Here is a 13,124-nt window from a genome sequence, read left to right on the forward strand (position 1 = left end):
ACTGGTCGCCGCGCTGGTGCTGGGGCAAGGTGCCGCGATGTCGTCCGCACCGCCCGCCGCCAAGCCGTCCGCCCAAAAGCCGATCGTCATTGCGCATCGCGGCGCGAGCGGGCTGCGGCCCGAACATACGCTTGCGGCTTACAAGCTGGCGATCGAGCAGGGCGCCGATTTCATCGAACCCGACCTGGTGCTGACCAAGGACGATGTGTTCGTCGCGCGCCACGAAAACGACATCACCGGCACCACCGATGTCGCCGCGCACCCCGAATTTGCCGCACGCAAGACCACCAAGGTAATCGATGGCGAAAGCCACACCGGCTGGTTCACCGAGGATTTCACGCTCGCCGAGTTGAAGACGCTCCGGGCGAAGGAACGGCTCCCGCAACTGCGCCCCGGCAATGCGAAATTCGATGGCCAGTTCGAAGTGCCGACGCTCGCCGAAGTGATCGCGCTGGCAAAAAGGCACGGCGTCGGCATCTATCCCGAAACCAAGCACCCAAGCTATTTCGCGTCGATCGGCCATCCGATGGAAGCGCGGCTGGCCGCCGAACTGAAAGCGGCTGGCTGGGATTCGGCGAGTGCGCCGGTGTTCATCCAGTCGTTCGAGGTCAACAACCTGAAGGCGCTGCACAAGCTGACGCGCGTGCGGCTGATCCAGCTGATGAACGACCTCGGCGGCCCCGCCGACAATGCCGCGCCAAGCTATGCCGCGATGGCGACGCCCGCCGGGCTCAAGGCGATCGCTGCCTATGCGTACGGGATCGGGCCGAGCAAGACGATGATCTGGAAAGGCGAAGGGCCGCCGACCTCGCTGGTGGCGGACGCGCATGCCGCCGGACTCAAGCTTCATCTCTGGACCTTCCGCGCCGAAAACGCCTTTTTGCCCGCGGCTTTCCGCACCGGCAGCGATCCGGCGACGCACGGCCGCGTCGCCGACGAAATCCGTGCCTATATCGGCTTTGGCGTCGACGGTTTCTTCACCGACTTCCCCGGCATCGGCGTCGAAGCGCGCAAAGCATCGCGGCGATGAAGCTGCTTGCCGCCATGCTGCTGCCGCTGCTGTCAAGCGGCTGTCTGGCGAAGGCCGTGGTCGGTGTCGCGACGGCGCCGGTCAAGGTGGTGGGCAAAGCGGTCGACTGGACCACCACCAGCCGCGACGAGGCCGATCGCAATGCCGGACGCAAGGCGCGCAAGGCCGAGAAGCATTGCCGCAAGCACCCCGACGATTGCCGCGTCGAGGAAAGGCTCGTGCCGCGCGACTGACGGCGCGGGCCCTTTTGCGGAATCGGCGGCGCATGATAGGCTACGCCCATGGCCACCGACACACATGTTCTGACGCGCCCGCCCGAGGGCGCTGGTCCCGACTGGACGATCCCGCAGGGTTGGGAAAGCTATTCCGCGGAAGAACATGCGATCTGGGACACGCTCTATGCGCGTCAGGCGCGGCTCTTGCCCGGGCGCGCGTCGGAGGCTTTCCTGCGCGGTCTCGACGCGCTCAAGCTTTCAGAAGCAGGCATTCCCAATTTCGAGGAACTTTCCGAACGGCTGATGAAGCTGACCGGCTGGCAGGTCGTCGCCGTGCCGGGGCTGGTGCCCGACGATGTCTTTTTCGATCACATGGCCAATCGCCGCTTCGTCGCGGGCAATTTCATCCGCCGCGCCGACCAGCTCGATTATCTCGAAGAACCCGACGTCTTCCACGACGTGTTCGGCCATGTGCCGTTGCTCGCCGATCCGGTATTTGCCGATTATCTCGCGGCCTATGGGCGCGGCGGGCAGCGGGCGCTGGCGCTGGGTGGCGAGAAATACCTCAAATATCTCTCGCGGCTCTATTGGTACACGGTCGAATTCGGGCTGGTCGAGGAAGCGGGCGCGTTGCGCATCTATGGCTCGGGCATCGTCTCGTCAGCGGCCGAAAGCGTGTTCGCGCTCGACGATCCCAGCCCCAACCGGATCGGCTTCGGGCTCGAACGCGTGATGCGCACCGAGTACCGGATCGACGATTTTCAGCAGAATTATTTCGTCATTCCGAGCTTCGACGAATTGCTGCGGGTGACGGTCGAAACCGATTTCGCGCCGGTTTACGCGGCGGTCGAGGCGGCCGACACCATTCGCATTGCCGAGATTGTCGATGGCGACCGGGTGTTTACGGTCGGCACCCAGGCCTATGCGGCGGCACGCGCCGAGGCGAAGCTGGTCTGACGGACGCTACCAGCGCTCGGCATCGCCGAGGCCATGCCCCGGCAGGCCGCGCAGGCGAAAGCCCGGCCGCTTGCGCAGGCGCAGGATCGTCCAGTCGCCCAGCACCAGCCGCTCGGCGACGCGGCAGCCCCGACGCCGATACGCCGCCTCGACCGCTGCCGCCTGACGCGTCAGCAAGCCCGCCAGCACGATCTGCGCGCCGGGCGAGGCAATCGCGGTGAAATCTCCCGCCAGCTCAATCAGCGGCGCGGCAAGGATGTTGGCGATGACGAGGTCATAAGGCGCGCGGTCGAGCACCAGCGGCGCCGCAACGCCATCGGCGACGCCCAGCGCGAGCCTGCCCGGCGCATTGCCCGTCGGCACGCCGTTGGCGACCGCGTTTTCGGCCGAGACGTCGATCGAGACCGGATCAATGTCGGTCGCGGTCGCATAGGCGCGCGGCCACAGATGCAGCGCCGCGAATGCCAGCAGCCCGGTGCCGGTGCCGAGGTCGATCAGATTGTCGACTCGCGTGCCGCGCCGCCGGATCGCATCGAGCATCATCAGGCAGCCCGTCGTCGTCTCGTGATGGCCGGTGCCGAACGCACGGCTTGCCTCGATGCGATAGGCGCGCACGCCCGCCGGCACATCATCGGCATAAGCGCCGGTGTGGACGTAGAAGCGGCCGGCGCGCACCGGCGTCAGATCGGCCTGGCTCAGCGAGACCCAATCGGCATCGGGGATGTGGACCGGCTTGGCCGCAACCTTGGCCGACGACGGCACCAGTGCCCGCACAGCGGCAATCGCGGCGGCATTCGGCTTGCCTTCGAAATAGGCATCGAGCCGCCAGCGCTCGGCATCGTCCTCGACTTCCTCGGTGGTCATCAGCACCGGCGGCGGATCGATCCCGAGGTCGATCATCTCGGCGTCGATCGCCTCGGCCTCGGCGCGAGTGCACGGCAGCGTGAGCTTCCAGCTAGCGGACATAGCTCGCCCCGTTCACGTCGAGCACGGCCCCGGTCATCGACGGCGGTGCCTCGAGCGCGCAGAAACGGGCGGCAATCGCCACTTCTTCGGGATCGGCGACCTTGCCGAGCGGGATGTCGGCGAGCAGCTTGTCGCCGCCGCGGCTCGCCAGATAATCCTCGGCCATGCCGGTCATGGTGAAGCCGGGGCAGATCGCGAACGCCAATATGCCTTCGCGGGCATAGCCGCGCGCGATGCTCTTGGTCATCGCGACCATCCCGGCTTTCGACGCGGCATAATGCCAGTGATCGGGCGAGTCGCCGCGATAGGCCGCGCGGCTGGCGATGTTGACGATGCGCCCGCCAGAGCCGCGTGTGCGCCAGTGGAGCACCGCGCGGCGGCAGAGATCGGCCGAGGCGGTCAGGTTGATCTGCATCGTCCGCGCCCAGTCGGCCAGCCATGCCGCATCATCGCGGTCGATCGGGTTCGCTTCGAACACGCCGGCATTGTTGATCAGCACGTCGATCCGCCCGTCGAACTGCGCGAGCGCGGTTTCCCACAGGCGCGCGGGTGCGTCGGCATCGGCGAAGTCGGCGGCGATGCCGCTTCGCGTGGCATGAGCGGCGAGGCGGACGGAGTCGCCCGCCAGTGCCGATGCGATTGCCGCGCCGATGCCACGGCTGCTGCCGGTCAGGAGAATGTTCACCATGTCGGCGACTTAAGCGCGGCGACGGCAGCGATGTAAAGCCGTGTGCGCGAAGGGCGGCGCGCCGAAGCCGCCTCAGTCGGCGATCTTGGCCAGGAAATCGCCAGCGGTCAGGTTCAAATCGTCGAGCGCGTGGTGCAGGCGGGCAAAGTCATTGCCAACCCGGTCGATATCGTCGGCGACACTCTTGGTGTTGCTGCGGATCGCGTCGATCGTGCGCGCGGTGTTGCTGGCCGCAACGGCAGTCTGGTCGACCGCGGCAGTGATTGACATGACGGTCTTCGCCTGCGCGCCGATCACTTGCTGAATACGCTCCGCGCTGGCGCGGACATCGGCGACCGTCTGGAAGATCAGCGCGTTGGTGTCGACTGTCGAGCGGCTTGCCGACTGGATCGCGGCGATCTTGGCGGCGATGTCATCCGTCGCGCGCGCCGTCTGGTTGGCAAGGCTTTTCACTTCCTGCGCAACCACCGCGAAGCCGCGCCCGGCGTCGCCTGCACGCGCGGCTTCAATGGTGGCGTTAAGCGCGAGCAAATTGGTCTGCCCGGCAATGTCGCGGATCAGGCCCAGAATCGATTCGATCGACTTTGCATGATCACTGAATGCGGCCGACGCGACCATCGCCTCGCGCGCTTGTTCGGATGCGCGCGCAGCGATCGTGCCGGTCGCATCGACTTCGTCGCAAGCGGTTTCGATCGCCTGCATCAGCCCGCCCGCTGTCTGCGCCGCCTGACGCATCGCTGCCGCCGATTGCTCGGCTGCGATCGCGACTTCGCTGGTCTGATCGAGCATCACGCGGGCCGACGTCGACACCGTCTTGGCCTGATCCTTCAGTTGTGCGCCCAGCGAAGCGCTCTGTTGGACGCTTGCAGCCATCGTCGCGCGAAAGCGCTCGGATTGCTCACGGCGTTCTTCGCGCACGACGCTGGCTTGCAGGTTGCCAAGCCACGACACCATTGCTTCATTTTCAACACAGGCGAGCCGCTGGGCAACGTCGGCCATCCGGTAATAGCGATCGAGATCGCCGTCACATTCTGCGCGCAGAAGATCCATGATCTTGCTGCAGCCCCAATTATAGCTCGACAGCATTTCCTGCACCGAAGCACGGGCGGCATGCGCCTCGGCGACTTGCCGCGCGCAGGTTTCGATCCACGCATCTTCAAAGGGCGCGCGGAACTTCAACCGGGTGTAGTCGGCGCTCCGCTTGATGCGCTTGGCGCGCACCTCCGGGGTGAAAACGCCACGATAGGGCGCCATGTGCGGGTGGCCGAGATAATGGTCCCAAAAGGCTTCGGAGACGCGGTCGGCGATGCGGTCGATCGCCGCACTGGTTTCGCGGTAGTGGGCCGAAATAAAGCCGTCGCGGTCGTAGTTCATCACCCGGTCGCGCGCGGAACGCTGGCCTTCGCCCCAGACGGCACTTGCTGCAAACGCGCTCGGGGACGGTATCATGCGGCGACTTTCGAGATGAAATCGCCGGCCGTCACCTTGAGCCGGCCGAGCTGGGAATCGAATGCGTCAAAACCCGAGCCGACACGGTCGATGTCGCGCGCGACGCTTTTGGCGTCTTCGCGGATCGCCGCGATCGTGTTCGACATCGAATCGGCGGCGAGCGCGGTTTCGTCTACCGATGCGGTGATCGCGGTCACGGTCTGCGCCTGCATTTCCATCGCCGCGCGGATTTTTTCCGCCGACAGCTGAACTTCGGCGACAGTCGAGCAGATCGACGCATTGGTTTCGACGGTTGACCGCGTGGCCGACTGGATCGCGGCGATCTTGGCGGCAATGTCATCGGTCGCCCGCGCGGTCTGGTTGGCCAGACTCTTCACTTCCTGCGCGACTACCGCGAAGCCGCGGCCAGCGTCGCCGGCACGCGCCGCTTCGATTGTCGCGTTCAGGGCAAGCAGGTTGGTTTGCCCCGCAATGTCGCGGATCAGGCCCAGGATCGATTCGATCGACTTGGCGTGATCGCTCAGCGTTTCGGACATGCCGACGGCGGCGCCCGCCTGACCGGCGGCGCGGGTCGCGATTTCAGCGGCCGCTTCCACTTCGCTCCGCGCATCTTCGATCGCACGGATCAGGCCGGCAGCGGTCTGCGCGGCCTCGCGCATCGCGACCGCCGATTGTTCGGCAGCAGCAGCGACTTCGCTGGTCTTGCCGAGCATCCCGCGCGTCGAGTTCGACGAGCGGCTGGCCTGGGTCCGCAGCGCGCTGCCCTCCTGGCTGACGCTTTCGACCATCTTGGCGATGCCGTCGCGGAATTCCGACGCGAGCCGATCGCGGGCGACCTGCGCGCTGTGATCGCGATAGGCGTTGTAGATCGCGACGGTGATCTCGCCTTCCAGCGCGGACAACCGCAGCAGCGTGTCGATCATCGCCGGCAGCCGCTGGTCGGTGCGGTCGATCCGGCGCATCAGCACGTCGAGCGCGGCGCGATCGCTGGCGTTGATCATTGACAGCAGCGCCATCGGCGTGACGCCCGCGACATAGGCGGCGGCGACCGACCGCTCGATCGATTCGATCCAGTTGCGACCGGCAGTGTCGAGAAAGCGGTTGCGCAAGAACTCGCAGCCGATGTCGATCATCTTCTGCGTTTCCATCGGCGCCCATTGCCGCTCGTCAGCAAAGCAGCGGAGCCATTGCTGCCAATAGGCGGCGGATGCCTCGCGTACTTCGGGCTCAAGCGCGGTCCAGGCGTCGCGGCTGGCCTGCGCGAGCGATCCGTCGAAATCGAACACCCGCAGACGTGCCGACAAATCGATTGCCGCTGCGACGGTTCCGATTACGGGCAAATCACTGTTGTGCAACGGGCATTCCTTCCAAGGACGCAACACCGGGATCGTTCCCTGATCACCGCAATCGGTACGGCGATTTGGTTAAGACTGAGTTAGGACGCGGTACCGCGCATCGGGCAGGTTGCATCGCCGGGCGCCCGGGGTAATAGGAGCGCCACAGTCGCATGAAGGGATCAATGCCTTGGCTTCGTCGCGCCCAGCCCGCCCGCTTTCGCCGCATCTGAGTATCTGGAAATGGGGGCCGCACATGCTGGTCTCGATCCTGCACCGGGTGACGGGTGACGGGATGGCGCTCGTCGGCTCGTTGCTGTTCGTGTGGTGGCTGGCTGCCGTTGCAAGTGGCCCTGAGGCCTATGGCTGGTTCCTGAAGCTGTTCACGCTCGACGGCGGCAAGCTGACCCCGCTCGGCTATCTGTTCGGCATCGGGCTGACGCTGGCCTTCTTCCAGCACATGATGAGCGGCATCCGCCATCTGATGCTCGATACCGGTGCGGGCTATGAGCTGCGGTCGAACAAGGCGTTTGCCCAGGCGACGATGCTGGTGTCGATCATCCTGACGGTGGCCTATTGGGCCTATCTGCTGGCGGGGAAATAACATGGGCAATGGTACCGAACTCGGCCGCGTGCGCGGCCTCGGCTCGTCGAAGCACGGCGCGCAGCATTGGTGGCACCAGCGGTTGACCGCCGCGGGCAATCTGTTGCTGATGGCATGGCTGCTGGCGTCGATCGCGTTGCTGCCCGGCCATGATTATGAAACGATGCGTCGCTGGATCGCCGCCCCCGTCGCCGCCATCCCGATGACGCTCTTGGTCACCAGCGTCTTCTATCATTTCCGGCTCGGGCTGCAGGTGCTGATCGAGGATTATCAGCACGGCGCGATGCGGACGGCGCTGATGCTGCTGTTGAACTTCTTCGTGGTCGGCCTTGGCGCGACCGCCATTTTCTCGATCCTGAAAATCGCCCTTGCCGGAGCCGCTGCATGACCGCCTACAAGATCATCGATCACACCTATGACGCGGTGGTGGTCGGCGCGGGCGGCAGTGGCTTGCGCGCGACGATGGGCATTGCCGAAGCCGGGCTGAAGACCGCGTGCATCACCAAGGTGTTCCCGACCCGCAGTCATACCGTCGCGGCGCAGGGCGGGATTGCCGCCTCGCTCGGCAACATGGGGCCGGATCACTGGACCTGGCACATGTACGACACCGTCAAGGGCTCCGACTGGCTCGGCGATCAGGACGCGATCGAATATCTGTGCCGCGAAGCGCCCGCCGCCGTGTACGAGCTCGAACATGCCGGCGTGCCGTTCAGCCGTACCGAGGAAGGCAAGATCTACCAGCGCCCGTTCGGCGGCATGATGCAGAACATGGGCGAGGGGCCGCCGGCGCAGCGCACCTGCGCCGCCGCTGACCGTACCGGCCATGCGATGCTGCACGCGCTCTATCAGCAGAGCCTGAAATATGACGCGGACTTCTACATCGAATATTTCGCGCTCGACCTGATCATGGAAAACGGCGTCTGCCGGGGCGTTATCGCGCTGTGCATGGAAGACGGGTCGATCCACCGCTTCCGCAGCCATGCCGTGGTGCTCGCGACCGGTGGCTATGGCCGCTGCTATTTCTCGGCGACCTCGGCGCATACCTGCACCGGCGACGGCGGCGGGATGGTGCTGCGCGCCGGGCTGCCGCTGCAGGATATGGAGTTCGTCCAGTTCCACCCGACCGGCATCTATGGCGCGGGCGTGCTGATCACCGAAGGCGCGCGCGGCGAGGGCGGTTACCTGACCAATTCCGAAGGCGAGCGCTTCATGGAGCGCTACGCCCCATCGGCGAAGGACCTCGCCTCGCGCGACGTCGTCTCGCGCTCGATGGCGATGGAAATCCGCGAGGGGCGCGGCGTCGGCAAGGAGAAGGACCATATCTTCCTCCACCTCGACCATATCGATCCCAAGGTGCTCGCCGAGCGTCTCCCCGGCATCACCGAGACCGGCAAGATCTTCGCCGGCGTCGACCTGACGCGCCAGCCGCTGCCGGTGGCGCCGACCGTGCATTACAACATGGGCGGCATCCCCTGTAACTTCCACGGCGAAGTCGTCCATCTGAAGGACGGCAACCCGGATGCCGTCGTCCCCGGCCTGTTCGCGGTCGGCGAAGCGGCGTGCGTGTCGGTGCACGGCGCCAATCGCCTCGGCTCCAACTCGCTGATCGATCTCGTGGTGTTCGGCCGCGCGACCGGCCTGCGGATCAAGGAAACGCTCAAGCCGAATACGCCGCACAACCCGCTCCCCAAGGGCTCGGAAGAACTGTCGCTCACCCGGCTCGACAAGTTCCGCCACGCCAGCGGCGGCACGCCGACGGCGGTGCTTCGGCTCGACATGCAGCGCACGATGCAGAAGCATTGCGCGGTGTTCCGCGACAATGCGCTGCTGAGCGAAGGCCAGACCAAGATTGCGGCAACCTATGCGGGGCTGGCGGACGTGAAGGTCAATGACCGGTCGATGATCTGGAACACCGATCTGGTCGAAACGCTCGAGCTCGACAATCTGCTCGCGCAGGCGGTGGTGACGGTGAATTCCGCCGCCAACCGCCAGGAATCACGCGGCGCCCACGTCAACGAGGATTACCCCGAGCGCGACGACGCCAACTGGATGAAGCACACGATCGCGACGTTCCAGGGCTGGGGCGGCGACGGCGGCCAGGTGGCGATCGATTACCGTCCGGTGCACGACTACACGCTCACCGACGATATCGAATATATCAAGCCGAAGAAGCGGGTTTATTGAGCGACGAGCAACCCGAGTTCTTAAGGCGGACCTTTGTCGCCGGGCTTTTGGTGGCGATTCTTTGTCCTGCGGCCGCCGGAAGCGCACGCCGAGGACGGAGAGGCCGTGCGCGGCGCGCCCGGGTCGGGGGCCTTTCGCTGCCGCGTGGGACCACAGATGGCGATTGCCCGTGCAACGGTGGACGAGTGTGTGTCGGTCCGCGCGGAGGCCGTTATTGCATCACCAGCAGCGGGCGTAAGCGTTACGGCGTCTAGTGTCGCCCGAGACTTGGTGCTGATCGGCGCCGATTCACGCGGGCCATTTTTCCCGGATTGATCCGGTGGAAGTCCAATGCGCCCGTTGACATCCCCCCGCCGCGCGCCCGACACTCGGTATCGCAACCCGGGGACACGACTTGGCCGCACTGCCGTATCTGCGTATCTTCCTCAGCGCTTTCTTCGTCACGGTCGCGGTCGTCCCCGCGACGCCGCAGCAAGCGCCGCGCAAGCCGCCGGAGCATGGTCCGCCCGCGCCCTTCTTCAATGCGATGACGCCGGAAGAAGTCACCCGCTATTCGGACGGCGGGACCGAAGTCGAGCATCACCGCGACCCCGTGGACGAGCTTGCCGAGCATCGCCGGCTCGACCGCGCGCTCGCCAGTCTCGCGCCGCAGCGCAAGGGCGTCGTCGATGCCTATGTCGTCACGGTCGCGCTCGACAGCGATGGCGAATTCTCGCGCGAGGCGCGCGAGGCGGGGCGGGTGCTCGCGCGCCGCTATGATGCTGCTGGCCGCACGATCACCTTGGCGGGTCCGGACGGCAGGGGCGGTGCCGATCTGCCGCGCGGCAGCCCGGCGCATCTCGGGCTCGTCCTTGCGCGCATCGCCGAACTGATGGACAAGCGCGAAGACGTGGTCGTGCTCTATACGACGAGCCACGGCGCGCGGATCGGCGTCGTCTATAACGACGGCGACAATGGTTTTGGCGTCGTCAGCCCGGCGCGGCTTGCGGCGCTGTTCGACCGGCTCGGCATCAAGCGGCGGCTGGTTATGGTGAGCGCCTGCTATTCGGGCAGCTTCGTCCCCGCGCTCGCCGATGACGACAGCGCGGTGCTGACCGCCTCGGTCGGCGACCGCACCTCGTTCGGCTGTCAGGCCGACAGCGACTGGACCTTCTTCGGCGACGCGCTGATCAACCATGCGCTGCGCAAGGCCCAGCCGCTCGATGTCGCGGCAAGCGAAGCGGCGCGGCTGGTGAGCGAATGGGAAGCCAAGGGCAATCTCACGCCGTCGCTGCCGCAGAGCTTCATCGGCGACCGGGCAAAGCAATGGCTGGCCGCGCTCGACAAGCGCACGCCCAAGGCCGCGACGGCGCCGGTCGGGGTGCCCGCCGTGACATTGCTCGACCGCCGTTAGGCGCGCGGCGCTTTATCGGGGAACCGCGCCGGCGTTCGCGCATTTGTCTCCTTGCGCGATGTCATGACGTCGCCGAAACAACGCGCATCACAGCGGGGAGTGCGAATCATGAAATATGTGTGGATGCTGCTGACCGGCCTGATCGTCGGTCTGCTCGCGGCCTGGCTCTATCCGGGCAATCAGAACATCAACTGGATCGTCGCGGCGCTGCTCGGCATCGCCGGTTCCTACGCTGGCGGCATGATCGGCGGCATGTTCACCAAGGAAAAGGACATGTTCTCGCCCAAGCCGGCGGGGATTTTCCTTTCGATCATCGGCACGCTGGTGCTGATCTTCATCGGCCGCCAGCTCGGCATCCTGTAACCGGCGTCAGCGCCATCGCAGATTGGCGCGCGTCAGGTCGCTGACCCGGCGCGCGCCCATCAGCTTCATGTCGCGCTCGATCTCGGCGCGCAAATTGCCAAGCGCCCGCTCGACTCCGGCCTGGCCGGCGGCGGCGAGCGCATAGAGATAGAGCCGCCCGCCCGAACAGGCCTTGGCGCCGACGCTCAGCGCCTTCAGCACATGGCTGCCGCGGGTAATGCCGCCGTCGCAGATCACGTCGATCCGGTCGCCGACCGCATCGACGATCTCGGCAAGCTGGTCGAACGGCGCGCGGCTGCCGTCCAATTGCCGCCCGCCGTGGTTCGACACCATGATCGCCGTCGCGCCGATATCGACCGCGCGCCGCGCATCCTCGACCGACATGATGCCCTTCAGGCAGAATTGCCCGCCCCAATCGGCGCGGATTGCCTCGGCGGTTTTCCAGTCGAGCGACTGGTCGAGCATCCTGGTGAAATAGTCGCCGATCGACATCGCCTTGCGCGACCCTTCGTCGAGGTGATCCTTAAGGTTCGACAGCTCGAACGGCTCGCGCAACAGATAGTCGAGCGTCCAGCGCGGGTGCAGCGCGAAGCTGAGCGCCGACGACGGCGTGATCCGCGGCGGCGACGTGAAGCCGGTGCGCAGGCACCGCTCGCGATTTCCCCCGACGATCGTGTCGACCGTCAGGGCGATCGCGTCGAAGCTGGCCGCCTTGCACGCGGCGATCATGGCCGCATTCAGCCCCTTGTCCTTATGGACATAGAGCTGGAACAGCTTGGGCGAAGCAATCGTGCGGCCGATTTCCTCGATGCCAACCGTCGCCAGCGATGAAATGCCGAACCAGGTGTCGAATTTCTGCGCCGCCGCCGCCACCGCGCGCTCGCCGCGCCAGTGAAACAGCCGTTGCAGCGCGGTGGGCGACAGGAACAGCGGCATCGCGATGCGCTTGCCCATTACCTCGACGCTCATGTCGATCTCGGCCACGCCCGCGAGCACATTGGGGACGAGGTCGCAGCGCTCGTAGGCAGCGGTGTTGCGGCGCCGCGTCACCTCGTCGTCGGCGGCCCCGTCGATATAATGGAACACCGGCCCCGGCAGCCGCGCGCGGGCGAGCCGCCGGAAGTCATCGACATTATGGCATTGGTCGAGCCGCATCCCGCGTGGCTAGGCGGAGTTGCGCGATCGGGCAAGGCGATGGTCGCGCGCGCCAGCCGCTGTCGCGAGTGCGGACGTGCGCCGATTGCCCGTTCTGGTCCTGCCGTCGGCGAGCGACCCCGGTAACCGCATTCTTTGCGAGTTCATTAATGTAGCGGGCGCTTCATCGGGACTCGCCGGGCGGCCCTTCGTTCGGTCGGCGCCGCGCAGGCGGTTCGTTGTCCAAGTTGGGGAGACACATGATGCAGCGGGATCGTCGCAGGCTAGATCGCTTGGCCAAACGACCGGCATATTGGCTCGCGCTAGCGGCCTGCGCTGCACTCGGCGGTTGTGGATCCGGTGGCGACTTGGCTGCGGCGTTGGGGTTCGCCACGACGCAGCCGACCGCCAGCCCGACGCCGACGGCGACGACGCCGCTGATCGGCGATGCCCGCAAGCGCATTCGCATCGGCAAGTGGGAGGAATTGATTATCGCGCCCGGCGGCACGATCGACGCCGCCGAATATCGCCGCGTGGCGGCCAATTACAACAGCCCGGAGATCATGGAGTACCGGCTCGGCCCGACGGCAGGGACTCTGGTCCTATGGCACGCAGCCGCTCAACAATCCCGGTGAGCGCGAGAAGTGCCTGCCGCCCAGCCAGCAGCCGCGCAGCGATCAGGAAGAAGCCGCCCTCGGCCTGCAAGGCGCCGGATGGCTCGTCGGTGGCCAGCATCTGTTCCTGCCCGACAATCCCAATGATCCCGATTACAAATACGGCATCAGCAATACCCGGGGAGCCGACGGC

14 protein-coding genes are annotated in these 13,124 nt (G+C 66.0%); 9 read left to right on the forward strand and 5 right to left on the reverse strand.

Going from position 1 to position 13,124, the window contains the following annotated elements; all coding sequences use genetic code 11:
• Positions 1 to 37: 37 nt before the first annotated feature.
• From AX672_RS03325 to phhA, 3 genes are read left to right on the forward strand one after another with little or no spacing between them, the layout of a single operon-like run.
• Positions 38 to 1,030 carry a glycerophosphodiester phosphodiesterase gene (locus AX672_RS03325; RefSeq protein WP_066648278.1) on the forward strand — a complete coding sequence of 331 codons (993 nt, stop codon included), beginning with the start codon at positions 38 to 40 and terminating at the stop codon, positions 1,028 to 1,030.
• Positions 1,027 to 1,263, forward strand: a complete 237-nt coding sequence (locus AX672_RS03330) for a hypothetical protein (protein ID WP_066648201.1) — start codon at positions 1,027 to 1,029, stop codon at positions 1,261 to 1,263. The genes AX672_RS03325 and AX672_RS03330 overlap by 4 nt, the downstream gene beginning before the upstream one ends.
• A 48-nt stretch (positions 1,264 to 1,311) precedes the next feature.
• The gene (phhA, locus tag AX672_RS03335) at positions 1,312 to 2,202 is read left to right on the forward strand and encodes a phenylalanine 4-monooxygenase (protein WP_066648204.1); all 891 of its coding nucleotides are present in this window, start codon (positions 1,312 to 1,314) and stop codon (positions 2,200 to 2,202) included.
• Between the two features lie 6 nt (positions 2,203 to 2,208).
• Here the strand turns inward: phhA and AX672_RS03340 are convergent, their stop codons facing one another.
• The 4 genes from AX672_RS03340 to AX672_RS03355 all read right to left on the reverse strand — a co-directional run bounded on the left by AX672_RS03340 (position 2,209) and on the right by AX672_RS03355 (position 6,645).
• Positions 2,209 to 3,168, reverse strand: a complete 960-nt coding sequence (locus AX672_RS03340) for a 50S ribosomal protein L11 methyltransferase (RefSeq protein ID WP_066648207.1) — start codon at positions 3,166 to 3,168, stop codon at positions 2,209 to 2,211.
• Positions 3,158 to 3,856, reverse strand: a complete 699-nt coding sequence (locus tag AX672_RS03345) for an SDR family NAD(P)-dependent oxidoreductase (RefSeq protein WP_066648210.1) — start codon at positions 3,854 to 3,856, stop codon at positions 3,158 to 3,160. Before AX672_RS03345 ends, AX672_RS03340 begins: the two co-directional genes overlap by 11 nt.
• A 72-nt stretch (positions 3,857 to 3,928) precedes the next feature.
• Complete coding sequence (locus tag AX672_RS03350; RefSeq protein WP_066648212.1) at positions 3,929 to 5,305, reverse strand: methyl-accepting chemotaxis protein; 1,377 nt, start codon at positions 5,303 to 5,305, stop codon at positions 3,929 to 3,931.
• On the reverse strand, positions 5,302 to 6,645 hold the full coding sequence (locus AX672_RS03355) for a methyl-accepting chemotaxis protein (protein ID WP_066648280.1): 1,344 nt from the start codon (positions 6,643 to 6,645) through the stop codon (positions 5,302 to 5,304). Before AX672_RS03355 ends, AX672_RS03350 begins: the two co-directional genes overlap by 4 nt.
• A 250-nt stretch (positions 6,646 to 6,895) precedes the next feature.
• On the opposite strand from AX672_RS03355, the gene sdhC reads away from it, so the two are divergent.
• The 5 genes from sdhC to AX672_RS03380 all read left to right on the forward strand — a co-directional run bounded on the left by sdhC (position 6,896) and on the right by AX672_RS03380 (position 11,183).
• Complete coding sequence (gene sdhC, locus AX672_RS03360) at positions 6,896 to 7,243, forward strand: succinate dehydrogenase, cytochrome b556 subunit (RefSeq protein ID WP_231731138.1); 348 nt, start codon at positions 6,896 to 6,898, stop codon at positions 7,241 to 7,243.
• A gap of 1 nt (position 7,244) precedes the next feature.
• Complete coding sequence (gene sdhD, locus AX672_RS03365) at positions 7,245 to 7,631, forward strand: succinate dehydrogenase, hydrophobic membrane anchor protein (RefSeq protein WP_066648217.1); 387 nt, start codon at positions 7,245 to 7,247, stop codon at positions 7,629 to 7,631.
• Entirely contained in the window at positions 7,628 to 9,427 is a 1,800-nt protein-coding gene (gene sdhA, locus AX672_RS03370; protein ID WP_066648219.1) for a succinate dehydrogenase flavoprotein subunit, read from the forward strand. Before sdhD ends, sdhA begins: the two co-directional genes overlap by 4 nt.
• 394 nt (positions 9,428 to 9,821) lie before the next feature.
• Entirely contained in the window at positions 9,822 to 10,820 is a 999-nt protein-coding gene (locus AX672_RS03375; RefSeq protein ID WP_231731139.1) for a C13 family peptidase, read from the forward strand.
• A gap of 108 nt (positions 10,821 to 10,928) precedes the next feature.
• A complete protein-coding gene (locus AX672_RS03380) occupies positions 10,929 to 11,183 on the forward strand; it encodes a GlsB/YeaQ/YmgE family stress response membrane protein (RefSeq protein WP_066648221.1) in 255 nt (84 codons plus the stop codon).
• A gap of 6 nt (positions 11,184 to 11,189) precedes the next feature.
• Here the strand turns inward: AX672_RS03380 and AX672_RS03385 are convergent, their stop codons facing one another.
• A complete protein-coding gene (locus tag AX672_RS03385) occupies positions 11,190 to 12,338 on the reverse strand; it encodes an alpha-hydroxy acid oxidase (RefSeq protein WP_066648223.1) in 1,149 nt (382 codons plus the stop codon).
• Between the two features lie 272 nt (positions 12,339 to 12,610).
• On the opposite strand from AX672_RS03385, the gene AX672_RS03390 reads away from it, so the two are divergent.
• Positions 12,611 to 12,952: a hypothetical protein gene (locus AX672_RS03390; RefSeq protein WP_202189224.1), complete on the forward strand. Its 342-nt coding sequence runs from the start codon at positions 12,611 to 12,613 to the stop codon at positions 12,950 to 12,952.
• Positions 12,953 to 13,124 lie beyond the last annotated feature (172 nt).

This window comes from Sphingomonas sp. CCH10-B3, from assembly GCF_001556185.1.
Taxonomy (GTDB): Bacteria; Pseudomonadota; Alphaproteobacteria; order Sphingomonadales; family Sphingomonadaceae; genus Sphingomonas; species Sphingomonas aquatica.